The following is a 16,205-nucleotide window of genomic DNA, read 5'->3' as shown; positions in this document are numbered from 1 at the left end:
TTTCGAGCGGCGTGCTTGCCCGGGAAGATAGGCTTATCCGTGGCGCTGTCCCAGGGCAGCGCCGCCGACCTGCCTCACTTCGGTCCCGGCGTCACATCCAGGTGTCGGAGGCGCCGCGCCGGCGCCGGGCGCGCAGGGCAGCCAGGGCCTCGGGGGAGGGGCCGCGCGAGGCCGGCGCGCCGGCGGTCGCCGCGGCGGCCGGCGCGGGCGGCGGCGTCGGACGGCCGATCTGCGGCTTGCCGAAGCGGTAGCCCTGGCCGAACTTGACGCCGATCCGCTTCAGCAGCTCGACCTGCTCGTCGGTCTCGATCATCTCGGCGATCAGCGAGACCCCGAGGTCGCTGCAGATCGCCGCCATGCCCTTGACCAGCGCCTGGTCGCGCCGCGAGTCGGTCATCGCCCGCACGTAGGCGCCGTCGATCTTGACGAAATCGATGGTGAAGGCCTGCAGGTACTGGAACGAGGCGCTGCCGGCGCCGAAGTCGTCGAGGCCGACCTGGCAGCCGAGGCCGCGCAGCCGCTGGATCGCCGCGTCGACCGCCCTGAAGTCCTTGATCTCCGCCGACTCGGTCACCTCGAAGGAGAGGCGCGGGCGGAGGTTGGCGTACTGCTCGAGCAGCACCTCGACGGCGTCGAGGAAGACCTCGTCCTGCAGCGACTGGGCCGAGAGGTTGACCGCGAGCCGCAGGTCGGCCGGGGCCGAGCGGTCGCTGAGGTCGGCCAGGGCCTTGCGGCAGATCGTCAGGTCGAAGGCGGCGATCATGCCGATCGACTCGCCGAGGGTGACCCATTCGTAGGGCGAGGCGCCGTCGTGCAGCCGCGCCAGCACCTCGTAGTGGTGCAGCCTGCCGTCGTCGAGCGAGACGATCGGCTGGTAGGCCAGCGCGATGCGATCGCGCTCGATGACCTCCTGGAAGTGCTCGATGCCCTTCAGGGTCTCCTGCAGCAGGTCGCGGAACTGGCTGCCGGGGTCGGCGCGCACCGCGTCGCTCAGGCCCTCGCTCTGGAAGCGGCGCAGGGTGTGGATCAGCGCCCGCGAGGCCTTGTCCGGGGACAGGCCGGCGGCGTGCAGCTGCTGGCTGTGGGTGCTGACCGTCAGCTGGCGGGCCTGCGGCACGGCCTCGGCGAGGCCGCTGGCCAGCCGCGAGGCGTCGACCCCCGAGCCGGTGATGACGCCGAAGCGGCCCTGGTCGAGACGGCCCGCGGAATCGCCGCCGACCGACTGCAGGCGCAGGAAGGCGGCGACCTCGCTGATCAGGTCCTTGTAGGCCTGCGGCGCGACCGAGCGCTCCAGGCGCTCCAGGCCCTCGAGCTCCATGAAGGTCATGGTCAGCTCGCCGGTCGTGTCGTCGGCCGATTCGATCAGCTCGCGCGCCCGCTCGGCGAAGCTCTCGGCCGAGTGCAGGCCGCTCTCCGCGTCGCGGTCCTCGTTCTGGGAGAGCAGGGCGCGGAAGCGCTCCGGCGCGCCGATCGTCATGTACTTGACCGGATGGCCGGGCAGGGCATAGCCGCAGAGCAGGGCCTTCTCCGGGCCGCTGCCGACCCGGTCGATGGCGATCTCGATCGGCGGGATGCGCCGGCCGGCGTCGAGCTGGCGCAGCAGCTGGCCGACCAGCGGGCGGCTGGTGCCGGCGATCCGGTCGACCAGCGCCTGGCCCATCAGGCTGGCGTCGTCCTCGCCGAAGAAGCGGCGGCAGGCGCCGGCGATGAAGCCGATCCGGCCGTCCTGCTCGACCTCGATCAAGAGGTCGGCCATGGCGAAGCTGAACGCCAGAAACCGCTCGCGCTGGAGCTTGATCGTCTGTATGGCGTTCTGCTGCGACATCCTCGCCCCGGTACCCGCTTTTCCGCCGACTCCGCGCAGCCTAGCCGGCGGGGGCTTAAGCCCGGGTAAAGGGCCCGGGGGGAAAGCCGCCCCGGCCGCCGCCTCAGACGTTGAAGCGGAAGTGGAAGATGTCGCCGTCGTGGACCAGGTATTCCTTGCCCTCGGCGCGCATCCTGCCGGCGTCCTTGGCGGCCTGTTCGCCGCCGAGCGCGACGAAGTCGTCGTAGGCGATGGTCTCGGCGCGGATGAAGCCGCGCTCGAAGTCGGTGTGGATGACGCCCGCGGCCTCCGGCGCCTTGGCGCCGTCGCGCACGGTCCAGGCCCGCGTCTCCTTCGGGCCGGCGGTGAAGAAGGTGATCAGGCCGAGCAGCCGGTAGCCCTCGCGGATCAGCCGGGCGAGGCCGGTCTCCCTGAGGCCCAGAGTCTCCAGGAACTCGCGCTTCTCCTCGGGATCGGAGAGGCTGGCGACCTCGGCCTCGATCGCCGCCGAGATCACGACGAAGCCGGCGCCCTCGGCCGCGGCCTTGGCGCGCACCGCCTCGGAGAGGGCGTTGCCGGTGGCCGCCGACTCCTCCTCGACGTTGGCGACATAGAGCACCGGCTTGGCGGTCAGCAGGTTGAGGCCCTTGAAGAGCGCCTGCTGCTCGTTGTCGATCGCGACGCTGCGCGCCGGGCGGCCGTCGCGCAGCGCCGCGACGACGGGCTCCAGCACCGCGAGGCGCCGCTGCGCCTCCTTGTCGCCGACCTTGGCGCGCTTGGCGGTGTTGTCGTACTGCCGCTCGACGCTGTCCAGGTCGGCGATCATCAGCTCGGTCTCGACCGTGTCGGCGTCGCGCAGGGGATCGACCGAGCCGTCGACATGGGTGACGTCGCCCTCGAAGCAGCGCAGCACGTGGACGATCGCGTCGACCTCGCGGATGTTGGCCAGGAACTGGTTGCCCAGGCCCTCGCCCTTGCTGGCGCCGCGCACCAGGCCGGCGATGTCGACGAACTCCAGCTGGGTCGGCAGGGTCTTCGCCGACTTGGCGATCGCGGCGATGCGGTCCAGGCGCTCGTCGGGCACCGCGACCCGGCCGACGTTCGGCTCGATCGTGCAGAAGGGGTAGTTCGCCGCCTCGGCGGCGGCGGTCTCGGTCAGCGCGTTGAACAGGGTCGACTTGCCGACGTTCGGCAGGCCGACGATGCCGCATTGAAAGCCCATGGTCAGTCCTTGTGCTGGAGCTTCTCGCGCGCCTGGCGCAGGGCGCGTGCGATCAGGCTCTCGGGTTCCTCTGCCGCGGGCGGGGCCGCCGCGGTCGTCGGCGCCGGTCCAGGGGCCGGTCCAGGGGCCCGCGCCGCCGGGGCCGCGGCGGCCGGCTTCGGCTTGCGCGGCTTCGGCGGGAAGACCGCCTGGTTGACCCGGCTCATGAAGCTGCCGTCGGCCTTCTCGCTGTTCTCGGCGAGCAGCGGCGCGTCGGCCGCGACGGCGTCGGTCAGCCGCTCAAGCCATTCGGCGTCGGCCTTGGCGAAGTCGGAGAGCACCCAGCCGAGCACCCGGTCCTTGTGGCCGGGGTGGCCGATGCCCAGGCGCACGCGCCGGAAGTAGGGGCCGATGTGGCTGGTGATCGAGCGCAGGCCGTTGTGGCCGGCGGCACCGCCGCCCGCCTTGACCTTGACCTTGCCGGGGGCGAGGTCGAGCTCGTCGTGGAGCACGATCACGTCCTGCGGCTCGATCTTGTAGAAGCGGCTGGCCTCGCCGACGGCGCGGCCGGATTCGTTCATGTAGGTCAGCGGCTTGAGGGCGAGGACCTTCTCGCCGGCCAGCTGGCCCTCGGCGACTTCGCCCTGGAAGCGCCGCCGCCACGGGCCGAAGCCGTGGCGGCGGGCGATCGCATCCAGGGCGATGAAGCCGATGTTGTGGCGATTGCCGGCGTAGCTGGGCCCCGGGTTGCCGAGTCCGACCAGCAGCAGCATGGTGCGGCGTCTCCTGCAGCGGGGCCCCGGGGGTGCGAACGCCGGAACCGGAGACCGGGAGCCTTACTCCTCGGTCTCGCCCTCGCCTTCCGCCTCGGCGGCCTGGGCCTCGGCCTGCTCGGCGGCGACGGCGCTCGGCGTCGCGATCGTCGCGATGGTGAAGTCGCGATCCTCGATCTCGAGCTCGACGCCCTCGGGCAGCTTGACGTGGCTGATGTGCACGGAGTCGCCGAGGTCGAAGCCGCTGAGGTCGCAGTCCAGGTGATCCGGGATCTTGTCGGCCTCGCAGATCAGGCCGACCTCGTGGCGCACGATGTTGAGCACGCCGCCGCGCTTCAGGCCCGGCGACTTCGTCTCGTTCATGAAGTGCACGTGGACCTGCACGGTGACCTTGGTGTTGGCCGAGACCCGCAGGAAGTCGACGTGCAGCGGCCAGTCGGTCACCGGGTCGAAGTGGATGTCGCGCGGCAGCACCCGCTCGGTCTCGCTGCCGACCTTGACGTCGAACAGCGTGGTCAGGAAGCCGGCGCGGTTGATCTCGCGCTTGATGGCGGCGTCCTCGAGGGAGATCGACAGCGGCGCCTTGCCGGCGCCGTAGATCACGGCCGGCACGCGGCCGCCGCGGCGAACGGCACGGGCGGCCCCCTTTCCGGCCCGCTCCCGCAGCTCTGCGGTCAAGGTATGGGTTTCGGTCATCGTGTTTCTCTCAGCTCCTCAGCAGGAAGACCGCCCGGACGACCGGACGGCGGAATGGCACGACCGGGCCTCCAGGGGTGCCCGCGCCGGCCGGTGGACGCCGGTCCTTGCCCTGGGGCTCAGACCGGCGGGTGGTCGAACAGGCTCGAGACGGAGCGCTCGTCGCTGATCCGGCGCATCGCCTCGCCGAGCAGCGGCGCGATGGTCAGCTGGCGGATGTTCTGGGCGACGCGGACCGCCTGGGTCGCCGGGATCGAGTCCGTCGTCACCAGCTCCTCGAGCGGCGAGGAGGTGACGCGCGCGACCGCGTTGCCGGACAGCACGCCGTGGGTCACGTAGGCGCAGACCGAGGTGGCGCCGGCGTCGCGCAGGGCGACCGCGGCGTTGCACAGCGTGCCCGCGGAATCGACGATGTCGTCGACCAGGATGCAGCGCCGGCCGGCGACGTCGCCGATGATGTTCATGACCTCGGAGACGCCGGCGCGCTCGCGCCGCTTGTCGATGATCGCGAGGTCGGCGTCGATGCGCTTGGCGATGGCGCGGGCGCGCACCACGCCGCCGACGTCCGGCGAGACCACCGTGATCTCCTCGCCGTCGAACTTCTCCAGGATGTCGTTCACGAAGACCGGCGCGGCGAAGAGGTTGTCGGTCGGGATGTCGAAGAAGCCCTGGATCTGGCCGGCATGCAGGTCGATGGTCAGCACGCGCGCAGCACCGGCCGCGGTGATCAGGTTGGCGACCAGCTTGGCCGAGATCGGCGTGCGCGAGCCCAACTTGCGGTCCTGGCGGGCGTAGCCGTAGTAGGGGATCACCGCGGTGACGCGGCGTGCCGAGGCGCGGCGCAGGGCATCGAGCGCGACCAGCAGCTCCATCAGGTTGTCGTTGGCCGGGTAGCAGGTCGACTGGATCAGGAAGACGTCCTCGCCGCGGACGTTCTCGTGGATCTCGACGAAGACCTCGTCGTCGGAGAAGCGGCGCACCGAGGCGTTGGTCAGCGGCAGGTTCAGGAAGGCCGAGATCGCCTCGGCCAGCGGCCGGTTCGAGTTGCCGGTCAGGATCTTCATCGCGTCGTCGCTCGGCTCACGCTCGGCTGTGGAAATGCGTAGCGGGGGCAGCGGCCCTGCCCCGAGGCGCGCGGACTATAGTGGCCCGTCACGGGACTGTAAACCGCGCCGAGAGACTCGTTTTCCGGGCCTTCCGCCGGCCCCGCGGGAGGCCCGCCGGCCGCCCCGGGCGCGGCGGTTCAGCCATGCCCCCACGGAACGACAGATTCGTTCGACAAGCCGGTTTCCCCCGGCAAGCGAATTGCGATAGGTAGCATCCTGCCATGACATATATTCCCCGCCACCGGCTGAGCGTATCGGCCGACCTCGCCGCCTTCCTGGAGAACGAGGCCCTGCCCGGCACCGGTGTCGAGGCGGAGTCCTTCTGGACGGGCCTCGACGCCCTGGCGCACGACCTGGCGCCGCGCAACCGCGCGTTGCTGGACAAGCGCGACGCGCTGCAGGCGAAGATCGACGCCTGGCACCGCGAGCACCGGGCCGGCTTCGACCCGGCCGCCTACCGCGCCTTCCTGGAGGAGATCGGCTACCTGCTGCCGGCGCCGCCGGCCTTCCGCATCGAGACCTCGAAGATCGACGAGGAGATCGCCCTGCAGGCCGGCCCGCAGCTGGTCGTGCCGGTCTCCAACGCGCGCTACGCGCTCAACGCCGCCAACGCCCGCTGGGGCAGCCTCTACGACGCGCTCTACGGCACCGACGCGATCCCCGAGACCGGCGGCGCCGGGAAGGGCGGCGGCTACAACCCGGAGCGCGGCGAGAAGGTCATCGCCTTCGCCCGCGACGTGCTGGACCGCGCGGCCCCGCTGGCCGGCGCCTCCCACGCCGAGGTCACCGGCTATTCGGTCAAGAACGGCGCGCTGGTCGCCGAGACCGCGACAGGCCCCGCCGGCCTGGCCCAGCGCAGCCAGTTCGTCGGCTTCCTCGGCGAGGCCGCCGCCCCCTCGGCGCTGCTGCTGCGCCACAACGGGCTGCACCTGGAGATCCAGGTCGACCGCGACCATCCGATCGGCCGCACCGACAAGGCCGGCGTCAAGGACCTGCTGGTCGAGGCCGCGATCACCACGATCATGGACTGCGAGGACTCGGTCGCCGCGGTCGACGCCGAGGACAAGGTCGCGGTCTATCGCAACTGGCTCGGCCTGATGAACGGCGACCTGACCGAGCAGGTCACCAAGGGCGGCACGACCTTCACCCGCGCCCTCAACCCGGACCGCAGCTACCAGGCGCCCGACGGCGGCAGCCTGACCCTGCACGGCCGCTCGCTGATGTTCGTGCGCAACGTCGGGCACCTGATGACCAACCCGGCGATCCGGCTGCAGGACGGCAGCGAGATCCCCGAGGGCATCCTGGATGCCGCGGTCACCGTCGCGATCGCCCTGCACGACCTGAAGGGCACGGGCAAGCTCAGGAACTCGCGCGCCGGCAGCGTCTACATCGTCAAGCCGAAGATGCACGGGCCCGAGGAGGTCGCCTTCGCCGACGAGCTGTTCGGCCGGGTCGAGGCGGTGCTCGGCCTGGAGCGCTACACGGTCAAGCTCGGCATCATGGACGAGGAGCGGCGCACGACCGTCAACCTCGAGGCCTGCATCGCCGCGGCCAGGCACCGGGTCGCCTTCATCAACACCGGCTTCCTCGACCGCACCGGCGACGAGATCCACACCTCGATGGAGGCCGGGCCGATGGTCCGCAAGGGCGCCATGAAGGCGACCAGCTGGATCCAGGCCTACGAGCGCAACAACGTGCGCGCCGGGCTGAAGTGCGGCCTGCGCGGCAAGGCGCAGATCGGCAAGGGCATGTGGGCCATGCCCGACCTGATGGCCGACATGCTGGAGCAGAAGATCGGCCACCCCAAGGCCGGCGCCAACACCGCCTGGGTGCCCTCGCCGACCGCCGCGACGCTGCACGCCCTGCACTACCACCAGGTCGATGTCGCCGGCCTGCAGGCCGAGATGGAGGGCCAGGCGGCTGGCTCCGCCGACAGCCTGCTCGCCGACCTGCTGACCATCCCGGTCGCGACCGACACCAACTGGGCGCCGGATGAGCGCCAGCAGGAGCTCGACAACAACGCCCAGGGCATCCTCGGCTACGTCGTGCGCTGGATCGACCAGGGCGTCGGCTGCTCGAAGGTGCCGGACATCAACGACATCGGCCTGATGGAGGACCGCGCGACCCTGCGCATCTCCAGCCAGCACATGGCCAACTGGCTGCACCACGGCATCGTCAGCGAGGCGCAGGTCCAGGAGACCTTCCGGCGCATGGCCAAGGTCGTCGACGGCCAGAACGCCGGCGATCCCGCCTACCGGCCGATGGCGCCCGACTACGACAGCTCGGTCGCCTTCCGCGCCGCCACCGACCTGGTCTTCAAGGGCCGCGAGCAGCCGAGCGGCTACACCGAGCCGCTGCTGCACAAGTGGCGCCAGGTCGCCAAGGCTGGCGGCAGGCCGTGACACTTCTCCCCCTCTCCGCCCCGGGGGGCGGAAAGGGGCGGGGAGAGGTGGGGCGACTCCGGGCGGTGATGCGATCGTCGCCGGCTTCGGAGAGGTAGGGAATCCCCCACCTCTCCCAGCCCTCCCCGCCCCCCGGGGGCGGAGAGGGGACATGCAGCAGGAAGGCCGCCGCCTTGCCCGAGTTCCTCGATCCGCACCTGCTGGGGGCCTGCGCGCTGATCGCGCTGGCGGCGGTGGTGCGCGGCTTCTCGGGCTTCGGCGCGGCGATGATCGTGATGCCGGGGCTCAGCCTGCTCTATCCGCCGGTCGAGACCGTCGTGGTCTTCGTGATGATCGACCTCGCCGCCAACCTGCAGCTGCTGCCGCCGGCGGTCCGCGATGCCGACTGGCGGCGGGTCGTGCCGATGGCGATCGGTGCGACGCTCTGCCTGCCGCTCGGCTGGCAGATCATCGTCGCCGTCGATCCTGCCGCGATGCGCCGGGCCATCGCGGTCGTCGTGCTGCTGCTGGTCGTGGCACTGGTCGCCGGCTGGCGCTGGCCGCGGCCGATCGGCCGCGGTCTCAGCTTCGCGACCGGCTGCGTCAGCGGCCTGCTGGCCGGCTCGACCGGCATGGCCGGGCCGCCGGTCATCCTGATGCTGATGTCGACGCCGGGCACCGTCGCCCAGGTGCGCGGCGCCCTGATCCTGTTCTTCTTCTGGGTCGGTGCCGTGTTCCTGGCGATCTTCGCCTGGACCGGCCGGCTCGACGCCACGGCCCTGCTGCGTGCCGCGGTCCTGCTGCCGGTCTACCTGGCCGGCATCTGGGCCGGCAGCCATCTGTTCCGACGCGGCGGCGAACGCCACTTCCGCCGCGCCGCCCTGACCATCCTGGCCGGCGTCGCCCTGGCCGCGCTGCTGGCGTGACGGGCGCCGGCCCGGCGCCCTCCGCTCAGCCCGCCGCCTTCTCCCTGGCCAGGCGGTCGAGCAGGTCGGCCAGGCCGCTGGCGGCGCCGCGCGCGACCAGCACGGCGATGCCGCCCCATTCGCCGTTCAGGCTGCCGGCCGGAATCGCGTTGGCCTGGGAGATCTTGCCGAGCTCCTTGCCGTCGGCGTCCTCGAGGCGCCAGACGATCGAGATCTGCTCCTTGCCGGCCGAAGCCGGGGTCACGGCGACGCTGCCCTGGATCGCCAAGTCCTGGGCGCCGCGCGTCTCGACGACGGGCAGCTTGGCGCGGTCGAGCGCGACCTTGAGCGCCGAGGCCAGGGCCCGGTCGCCGTCGCCCGGCGCGCCGATCACCGGCAGCACCGCCAGGTGCGCGCCGGGGAAGCCGGGCAGCAGCGCCTCCTCGACCGCCGGACCGAGCAGCTGCGGGGCGAGGTGCTGGGCGACCTCGGTCGCGACCTCGGCCAGCACCTGGTGGTTGCTGCTCTGCCAGGCGCCGGCCGGCAGGGCGCGGGTCTGCTGGTAGTGCGCGCGCCGGCCCCGCGGGCCGTCGATCGACCAGCTCGCGGTCAGCAGGTCCCGGCTGCCGCCGATCGGCCGGACCTCGGCATGACCGCTCAGCTGCAGGCCGCCGTCGGACTCCTGCCAGGTCGTCGCGAGCAGCCCCTCGGCCAGCAGCGCGTCGCGCAGCGCCTCGGCGATCGGCTCTGGGTCCGCCGGCATGTCGCCGTCGGGCGGCAGCACGACGACAGTGCTGTCGTAGGTGATCGCGCGCAGGTCGACCGCCTCCTTCTGCCCGGTCGGCTTGAACGGTCGGGGCAGCTCGCCGCAGCCGGCCAGGCCGGCCAGGGCCAGGAGCAGCAGGGCGACGGGAAGGCGGAACGGCAGACGCACGTCGGAACGGTCACATCATCATGCAGGTGGCGAGCAGCCCGAGCAGGCTGAACAGCACCAGGATCGAGAGATAGGGCAAGGCCGGTCCTCCGGCTCCCCGCCCTAGCGCTCGACCAGGTCGAGCGGCGCGGCCGACAGCGGCTCGGCGGCGCCCTCGGTGACCAGCGAGGTGCGGCCTAGGCTCATCGCCAGGCCCTGCTCGCTGTCGAAGATGATGATGTGCACGAAGAAGACCATGCCCGGCTCCAGCACCACGGGGTTGCCGCGGTAGAGCATCGGCCAGTCCATCCAGTTCGGCGAGAAGGTCGTGCCGAGCGAATAGCCGCAGGCGTTCATGCGGTGCGCCCGGTAGCCGGCCCGGTCCAGCACCTCGGCGTGGGCGTCGAAGGCGGCGCCGACCGTGCCGCCGGGGCGCAGCCGCTCCTCGACCGCCAGCAGGGCGTCGCGGGCGACCTGGTGCATCTCGCGCTGGCGCGGCGGCGTGCCGCCGACGGTCAGGGTGCGCATCATGGCGGCGTGGTAGTGCCGGTAGGCGCCGGCCCACTCCAGGGTCAGCTGGTCCTTCGGGTCGAGCGCCCGGCGGCCGGTGTAGTAGCGGCAGAGCAGGGCCTGCGGCCCCGAGCCGATGATGAACTCGTTGCCCGGGTAGTCGCCACCGCCGGCGAAGATCGCGCCCTGCATGGCGGCCAGGATCGCGCCCTCGTCGGCGCCCGGTCCGGCGAGGCCCAGGGCCGCGTCCCAGGCGGCGTCGGCCAGCCGGCCGGCGGTGCGCGCGTAGTCGATCTCGGCCGGCGACTTCACGACCCGCTGGCGGCTGACCAGCAGCGAGGCGTCCTCCAGCGTGCAGAAGCCCTCGAGCGCCGCCTCCAGCCGCTTGCAGTTGCGGCCGGTCAGGCCGTAGGCCTCGTACTCGACGCCCAGCCTGCCGCCCTTGCAGCCCTTCTCCTCCAGGATCGCCTTCAGCTCCAGCGCCGGCCGGGCGTCGGGCGCGTCGACCCAGATGCGGATGTCCTCGACGACCGAGGTCTGCTCGGCCTGGCGCAGGTCGGGCGCGCGGGTCAGCAGCACCAGCTCGCCGTCGGCCGAGAGGTAGAGGCACTGGAAGAAGACGTAGCCGAAGGTGTCGTAGCCGGTCAGGTAGAACATCGACTCCTGGCGGAACATCAACAGGCCGTCGAGGCCGGCCTCGGTGAGCGCCCGGCAGGTCGCGGCGCGCCGGGCCGCGAGCTCGGCCTCGGAGAAGTGCAGGGGCATCGTTTCAGGACTCCAGGTAGATGGCCGAGAGGCCGCGCCCGTAGTCGCCCTCGCCGCGCTTGACCGCCCGGCGGTGGCTGAAGAACAGGCGCTCCTCGGCGCAGGTGTCGCAGGGCAAGAGCTCGATCTGGCCGACGCCGGCGGCGCCCAGGCGCCGCGCGACGTAGCCCTTGAGGTCGAAGTGCGCCTTGCCGGTCTTGCCGTTGTCCAGGAAGAAGGCGGCGTTGTGCGGGTCGTGCTCAAGGAAGCGCTCGGCGAACTCCGGCCCGACCTCGTAGGAGCGCTGGGCGATGCAGGGCCCGACCCCGGCGACGATGCGTCCGGCGTCGGCGCCCAGGGCGACCATCGCGGCCACGGTGTTGTCCAGCACCCCGCCGATCGCGCCCTTCCAGCCGGCGTGAGCCGCGCCGATGACCCGGGCCTCGGGATCGGCCAGCAGCACCGGCGCGCAGTCGGCGGTCAGGATGCCGAGGGCGATGCCGGGCGCCTTGGTCACCAGGGCGTCGGCCTTGGGGTTGTCGCCGCGCGCCCAGGGGCGCTCGACCCGTACGACGTCGGCCGAATGATGCTGGTAGACCGTGACCAGCCGGCGCCCCTCCAGCTCGATCTTCTCCATCGCCCGCTCGCGGTTGACCGCGACGGCGGCATCGTCGTCCTGCGAGCCGAAGCCGCAGTTCAGGGAGCTGTAGATGCCCTCGCTGACCCCGCCCTGGCGCGTGAAGAAGGCATGGCGGATGCCGGGCAGGTCGTTGAGCGGGCCGGTGGTCAGCATGGCCGCGGAGTGTAGCGGAAGGCACGCGCCGGTCCAGGGGGAGAAGGAGGGCGAGGGGCGGACGGCCGGATCCGAGGCGTGTCGATGGGCTCAGCGTCCCGCAGCGAGTCCCGGGCGCCCTGGCGAAAGGGTCGCCACGACCGCTGGCGGCATCCGGGGCTGCCGGCCGAGGACCAGATCGGCTGCCAGCCAGGACAGGGCCGGCGCGGTCTGCACGCCGTAGCCGCCCTGGCCGGCGAGCCAGAAGAAGCCCGCCGCGTCCGGGGCGAAGCCGACCACCGGGGTGCGGTCGGCCACGAAGCTGCGCAGGCCCGCCCAGCTGCGCTCGACCCGGGTCACCCGGACCGTGGTCATGCGCTCGAAGCGGTCGAGCCCTTCGGCCAGGACCATCTCGTCGGCCCAGGCGTCGTGCGGGGCGACCGGGTCCTCGTCGGCCGGCGAGACCATGAGCTTGCCGGCCTCGGGCCTGGCGTACCAGGTCTCGGAAACCGGGGCGAACAGGGGCCAGCGCTCGACTGCCCGGCCGTCCGGCGCCGGCAGGAGCGCCGCCGAGCGGCGCAGCGGTTTGAGGCCGACCGGGGCGACCCCGGCGAGCCGGGCGATGGCATCGGCCCAGGCACCGGCGGCGTTCACCAGTACCGGCGCCTCGAAGGCGCCGGCCGCCGTCTCGACCCGCCAGACCCGGCCGGCGCGGCCGATCCGTGCGGCCTCGGCGCCGGTCACGATCGTCCCGCCGTGGGCCTGCAGCAGCCGGGCGAAGCCCTGCAGCAGCCGGTCGACGTCGATGTCGCTCGCCGCCCGCTCGATCGCCGCCCCGCGGATCAGCTCGGCCCGCAGCACCGGGACGAGGTGCAGCGCCTCGGCGGGGGTCAGCGCCTCGACGCCGGTGGACTCCGCCAGGTGACGCTCGAGCGCCGGCATTTCCGCCTCGGTCGCCACCAGCAGCTCGCCGCGCTCCGACAGCAGCGAGCCCTCGACGAAGTCGGGGGCCGCCAGCTCCGGGGCGCTGGCGGCGTTCAGCGCCCGCAGCGTGGCGTTGCCGTAGTTGGCGATGAAGATCGCGGCCGACCGCCCGGTGGCGTGGTAGCCGATCGCCGTCTCGCGCTCCAGGACGGTCACCCGGGCGTCCGGCGCCAGCCGGGCCGCCGCGGAGATGCCGGCGATGCCGCCGCCGACCACCAGGATGTCGCAGGTCCGGGTCACCGGCCCGTCGGCCCGCTCTCCCCGTCCGGAGACGCCGGGGGCAGGGCCGTGCAGTCCTCCGGCCGCAGGCTCACGGTAACCTCGGCGCCCTCGGGATAGGGCCGGCCGTCGATCATCTGGATCGCCTGGGCCTGGCTGTCGCCGATCTGCAGGAAGTAGCGCGCGAGCTGGCCCTGGTAGTCGACCGCGGCGACGGTGGCGGCGGCCGAGACCGTCCCGGGCGGCGCGGCGGCCTCGGACAGGGCCAGCTTCTCGGCGCGTACCACCAGCCTCGCCGGCCCGGCGTCGCCGAGCCGGGCGGCCCGGTCGCGCGGCAGCGTCAGCCGGCCGAAGGCCGCGGTCTCCAGTTCCACCAACCTGTCGTCGGCAGCCGTCACCCGGGCGTCGAAGAGGTTGGCCGCGCCCAGGAAGCGGGCGACGAACTCGGTCGCCGGCGTGTTGTAGACCTCTTCCGGCGCGCCCTCCTGCTGGACCTCGCCGGCGCTCATCACCACGATGCGGTCGGACATGGCGAGCGCTTCCGACTGGTCGTGGGTGACGAAGATGGAGGTCACGCCGATGCGGTGCTGGATCGACTTCAGCTCGACCCGCATCTCCTCGCGCAGGTTGGCGTCCAGCGCCGACAGCGGCTCGTCGAGCAGCAGCACGTCGGGCTCGATGACGATGGCGCGGGCCAGGGCGATGCGCTGCTGCTGCCCGCCGGAGAGCTGCGTCGGGTAGCGGTCCTCGACGCCAGGCAGTCGCACGATCTCGAGTGCCTGCCTGACCTTGTCGCGGGCCTCGGCCTTCGGGACACCGCGATATTTCAGGCCGAAGGCGATGTTCTGTCCGATGGTCTTGTGCGGGAACAGGGCGTAGTTCTGGAAGACCAGCCCCAGGTTGCGCTTGTGGATCGGCAGATCGTTGATGCGACGGCCACCGATCAGGATGTCGCCGGCGCTCGGCGCCTCGAGCCCCGCGATCATGCGCAGGATCGTGGTCTTGCCGCAGCCCGAAGGGCCGAGCAGCGTGGTGAACGAGCCTTCCTCGAACACCACGTCGGCCTTCTTGACGGCCGTGATCTGGCCGAAGGACTTGGTCACACTCTGAAGTTCGACGCGTGCCACGTCAGCCCCGCCCCCTGTCGTCGTCGGGAATGGAAGCCGGGGCCGGCGTCCTGCCGGCCCCGGCGCCGCCCTGCCCTCAGGCGCCCTTCTTGATGCGGTCCCACATCTTGCGTTCTTTCTTCTCGACCGGGTTCCACTTGCTCGGGTCGCGGAACACCAGGCCGGCCAGCTTGCCGGTCGGGTCGTAGGCCGGCAGCCCCTCGATGATCTTGGTCATCTTGACCTTCTCGGGATCCAGCGAGGAGGGGTACTTCTGGCCCTCGGCCACGGCGATGGCGGTCTCGGGGGCGAGCATGAAGTTCAGCAGCTCCTCGGCCTCGGCCATCGGCGAGCCCTTCAGGACGAACATGCTCTCCATCCAGGCCAGGCCGTTCTTGGGGTCGAAGTAGCCGATCGGGTGGCCCTGCGCCTGCAGGGCGGCGACGCGGCCGGACCAGGCCTCGGTGACCCAGATCTCGCCCTTGGCCAGCAGGTCCATCAGCTCGGCGCCCGAGCTCCAGTACTTCAGCACCAGGGCGCGGTGCTCGCGGACCTTGGCCCAGACCGCGTCCCAGTCCGTGATGTTGTTGGGGTCCTGGCCGGACTGCAGGGCGCCGTACCAGGCGCGGTTGGCCCAGTCGCCGCCCCAGCCGCCGATCTTGCCCTTCAGGGACTTGTCGAGCAGCAGGTTGGCGCCGAGCTTCTCGGCCTTCTCCTTCGAGACGTGCTCGGTGTTGTAGGCGATGCCGGTCGTGCCGTAGTCGTAGGGCACCGCCGACAGGTAGCCCGGCGTGATCGCGTGGAACGGCTTGATGATCGCCGCCATGACGTTGGCCAGGTTCGGGATGTTCGCCTCGTTCAGCTTGGTCCCGTAGCCGGCGTCGACCCAGCGCTTGTACCAGTCGACCCCCGAGGAATGCAGGACGTTGTGGCCCTTGGCGCTGCCGGCGGCGCGGACCTTGGTCAGCACCTCGGCTTCGCCGCCGAAGGTCGAGTCGACCACGGTGTTGCCGGTCTTCTTCTCATAAGGGTCGAAGGCGTACTTGCGCAGCGCCTCGCTGACCACGCCGCCCCAGCCCTCGAAGTAGATCTCGGTGCCGCCGGCGAGCGCCCGGCGGCTGAGCCCGGTCATGACGCCGCCGGAGACCCCGGCGGCGAGGCCGGCGAAGCCGAGCAGCCGCATGAAGCTGCGGCGGTCGACGTTGCCGTTGCCGACCCGCTCGCGCAGGACCTCGTAGCGTCTGGTGCTGTCCATCTTCATGTGTCGTCTCCCTGTTGTTGTCCTGATTGCCGGTTGAAGTCGGTCATTGGCGCCGGCGCGCGAAATAGCGAGCCAGCCCGCCGGCGGTCAGCGGCAGGCCCACGGTGACCACGATCATGACGAAGCCGAGGGCGTTGATCTCGGGGCTGACCGAGTTGCGCAGCATGCCGAAGATCTGGGTCGGCACGGTCTCGACGCCGGCGGGCCGCCAGAAGATCGTCGCGGTGATGTTGTCGAAGGAGATCGTGAAGGCGAACAGCGCCCCGGCGAAGACCGCCGGCAGCAGCAGCGGCAGGGTGATCTGCAGGAAGGTCTCGAAGGGCCCGGCGCCGAGGCTCCGGGCGGCCTCCTCGTAGTCGCGCCGGATGCCGACCAGGCGGGCCTGGACGACCAGCACCACGAAGGGCAGCGCGATGATGCTGTGGCCGAGCAGCAGCAGCAGGAAGGAGCGCGGCATCGACAGATAGCGCAGGAAGATCAGCAGGCCGACGGCCAGCACGGTCTCCGGCACCAGGACCGGCGAGATCAGCAGGGTGGTGATCCAGTCCTTGCCCGGGAAGCGGTAGCGGACCAGCGCCAGCGACGCCAGGATGCCCAGGGTGGTCGCGCAGACCGAGGTGAGCAGGCCGAGCGTGATCGAGGTCTCGAAGGCCCGCATGATGGCCTCGTTCTCGAACAGCCGGCGGAACCAGCGCAGGCTGAAGCCCTCGATCGGGAAGCCGCTGAACTGCGAGGAGTTGAACGCGAGCAGCAGGACCACCGCCACCGGCGCGAACATGAACAGGTAGACGGCGACGCTGTATGCCCTGATCCAGCTCCAGGCCCGCATG

At 71.7% G+C, this 16,205-nt stretch carries 14 protein-coding genes; 2 read left to right on the top strand and 12 right to left on the bottom strand.

What is annotated here, in order from left to right:
• Positions 1-91: 91 nt before the first annotated feature.
• From B9O00_RS18535 to B9O00_RS18515, 5 genes are all read right to left on the bottom strand, one after another.
• Positions 92-1,825: an EAL domain-containing protein gene (locus B9O00_RS18535; RefSeq protein WP_085124191.1), complete on the bottom strand. Its 1,734-nt coding sequence runs from the start codon at positions 1,823-1,825 to the stop codon at positions 92-94.
• Positions 1,826-1,928: 103 nt separating this feature from the next.
• Positions 1,929-3,026, bottom strand: coding sequence for a redox-regulated ATPase YchF (ychF, locus tag B9O00_RS18530; RefSeq protein ID WP_085124190.1), 1,098 nt, complete (start codon positions 3,024-3,026; stop codon positions 1,929-1,931).
• Between the two features lie 2 nt (positions 3,027-3,028).
• Positions 3,029-3,778 carry an aminoacyl-tRNA hydrolase gene (pth, locus tag B9O00_RS18525; protein WP_085124189.1) on the bottom strand — a complete coding sequence of 250 codons (750 nt, stop codon included), beginning with the start codon at positions 3,776-3,778 and terminating at the stop codon, positions 3,029-3,031.
• A 63-nt stretch (positions 3,779-3,841) separates the two neighbouring features.
• The gene (locus tag B9O00_RS18520; protein WP_085124188.1) at positions 3,842-4,474 is read right to left on the bottom strand and encodes a 50S ribosomal protein L25/general stress protein Ctc; all 633 of its coding nucleotides are present in this window, start codon (positions 4,472-4,474) and stop codon (positions 3,842-3,844) included.
• Between the two features lie 119 nt (positions 4,475-4,593).
• Entirely contained in the window at positions 4,594-5,538 is a 945-nt protein-coding gene (locus tag B9O00_RS18515) for a ribose-phosphate pyrophosphokinase (protein WP_085124187.1), read from the bottom strand.
• Positions 5,539-5,801: 263 nt separating this feature from the next.
• On the opposite strand from B9O00_RS18515, the gene B9O00_RS18510 reads away from it, so the two are divergent.
• Positions 5,802-7,982, top strand: coding sequence for a malate synthase G (locus tag B9O00_RS18510; RefSeq protein WP_085124186.1), 2,181 nt, complete (start codon positions 5,802-5,804; stop codon positions 7,980-7,982).
• A 173-nt stretch (positions 7,983-8,155) separates the two neighbouring features.
• The gene (locus B9O00_RS18505; RefSeq protein ID WP_159460255.1) at positions 8,156-8,887 is read left to right on the top strand and encodes a sulfite exporter TauE/SafE family protein; all 732 of its coding nucleotides are present in this window, start codon (positions 8,156-8,158) and stop codon (positions 8,885-8,887) included.
• Positions 8,888-8,912: 25 nt separating this feature from the next.
• Here B9O00_RS18505 and B9O00_RS18500 read toward each other — a convergent pair whose 3' ends face one another.
• The 7 genes from B9O00_RS18500 to B9O00_RS18470 form a co-directional block, all read right to left on the bottom strand.
• Positions 8,913-9,800 carry a hypothetical protein gene (locus tag B9O00_RS18500; protein WP_085124184.1) on the bottom strand — a complete coding sequence of 296 codons (888 nt, stop codon included), beginning with the start codon at positions 9,798-9,800 and terminating at the stop codon, positions 8,913-8,915.
• A 102-nt stretch (positions 9,801-9,902) separates the two neighbouring features.
• Positions 9,903-11,054, bottom strand: a complete 1,152-nt coding sequence (locus B9O00_RS18495) for a M24 family metallopeptidase (protein ID WP_085124183.1) — start codon at positions 11,052-11,054, stop codon at positions 9,903-9,905.
• A 4-nt stretch (positions 11,055-11,058) separates the two neighbouring features.
• On the bottom strand, positions 11,059-11,826 hold the full coding sequence (gene pgeF / locus B9O00_RS18490) for a peptidoglycan editing factor PgeF (RefSeq protein WP_085124182.1): 768 nt from the start codon (positions 11,824-11,826) through the stop codon (positions 11,059-11,061).
• A gap of 90 nt (positions 11,827-11,916) precedes the next feature.
• Positions 11,917-13,029, bottom strand: a complete 1,113-nt coding sequence (locus B9O00_RS18485; RefSeq protein ID WP_085124181.1) for an NAD(P)/FAD-dependent oxidoreductase — start codon at positions 13,027-13,029, stop codon at positions 11,917-11,919.
• Positions 13,026-14,111: an ABC transporter ATP-binding protein gene (locus B9O00_RS18480; protein WP_235017148.1), complete on the bottom strand. Its 1,086-nt coding sequence runs from the start codon at positions 14,109-14,111 to the stop codon at positions 13,026-13,028. The genes B9O00_RS18485 and B9O00_RS18480 overlap by 4 nt, the downstream gene beginning before the upstream one ends.
• 100 nt (positions 14,112-14,211) lie before the next feature.
• Positions 14,212-15,375, bottom strand: coding sequence for an ABC transporter substrate-binding protein (locus B9O00_RS18475; RefSeq protein WP_085124179.1), 1,164 nt, complete (start codon positions 15,373-15,375; stop codon positions 14,212-14,214).
• Positions 15,376-15,418: 43 nt separating this feature from the next.
• Entirely contained in the window at positions 15,419-16,204 is a 786-nt protein-coding gene (locus B9O00_RS18470; RefSeq protein WP_085124178.1) for an ABC transporter permease, read from the bottom strand.
• Position 16,205 lies beyond the last annotated feature (1 nt).

The sequence above is a fragment of the Tistlia consotensis USBA 355 genome, assembly GCF_900177295.1.
GTDB classification, from domain to species: Bacteria; Pseudomonadota; Alphaproteobacteria; order Kiloniellales; family DSM-21159; genus Tistlia; species Tistlia consotensis.
This window is presented reverse-complemented; position numbering and strand designations above follow the sequence as displayed.

Excerpts from the sequence above, each read along its gene's own strand:
- B9O00_RS18510 (WP_085124186.1), top strand. The coding sequence starts at position 5,802 with ATGACATATATTCCCCGCCACCGGCTGAGCGTATCGGCCGACCTCGCC.
- ychF (WP_085124190.1), bottom strand. The coding sequence starts at position 3,026 with ATGGGCTTTCAATGCGGCATCGTCGGCCTGCCGAACGTCGGCAAGTCG.
- B9O00_RS18520 (WP_085124188.1), bottom strand. The coding sequence starts at position 4,474 with ATGACCGAAACCCATACCTTGACCGCAGAGCTGCGGGAGCGGGCCGGA.
- pth (WP_085124189.1), bottom strand. The coding sequence starts at position 3,778 with ATGCTGCTGCTGGTCGGACTCGGCAACCCGGGGCCCAGCTACGCCGGC.
- B9O00_RS18495 (WP_085124183.1), bottom strand. The coding sequence starts at position 11,054 with ATGCCCCTGCACTTCTCCGAGGCCGAGCTCGCGGCCCGGCGCGCCGCG.
- B9O00_RS18515 (WP_085124187.1), bottom strand. The coding sequence starts at position 5,538 with ATGAAGATCCTGACCGGCAACTCGAACCGGCCGCTGGCCGAGGCGATC.
- B9O00_RS18470 (WP_085124178.1), bottom strand. The coding sequence starts at position 16,204 with ATGCGGGCCTGGAGCTGGATCAGGGCATACAGCGTCGCCGTCTACCTG.
- B9O00_RS18475 (WP_085124179.1), bottom strand. The coding sequence starts at position 15,375 with ATGAAGATGGACAGCACCAGACGCTACGAGGTCCTGCGCGAGCGGGTC.
- pgeF (WP_085124182.1), bottom strand. The coding sequence starts at position 11,826 with ATGCTGACCACCGGCCCGCTCAACGACCTGCCCGGCATCCGCCATGCC.
- B9O00_RS18535 (WP_085124191.1), bottom strand. The coding sequence starts at position 1,825 with ATGTCGCAGCAGAACGCCATACAGACGATCAAGCTCCAGCGCGAGCGG.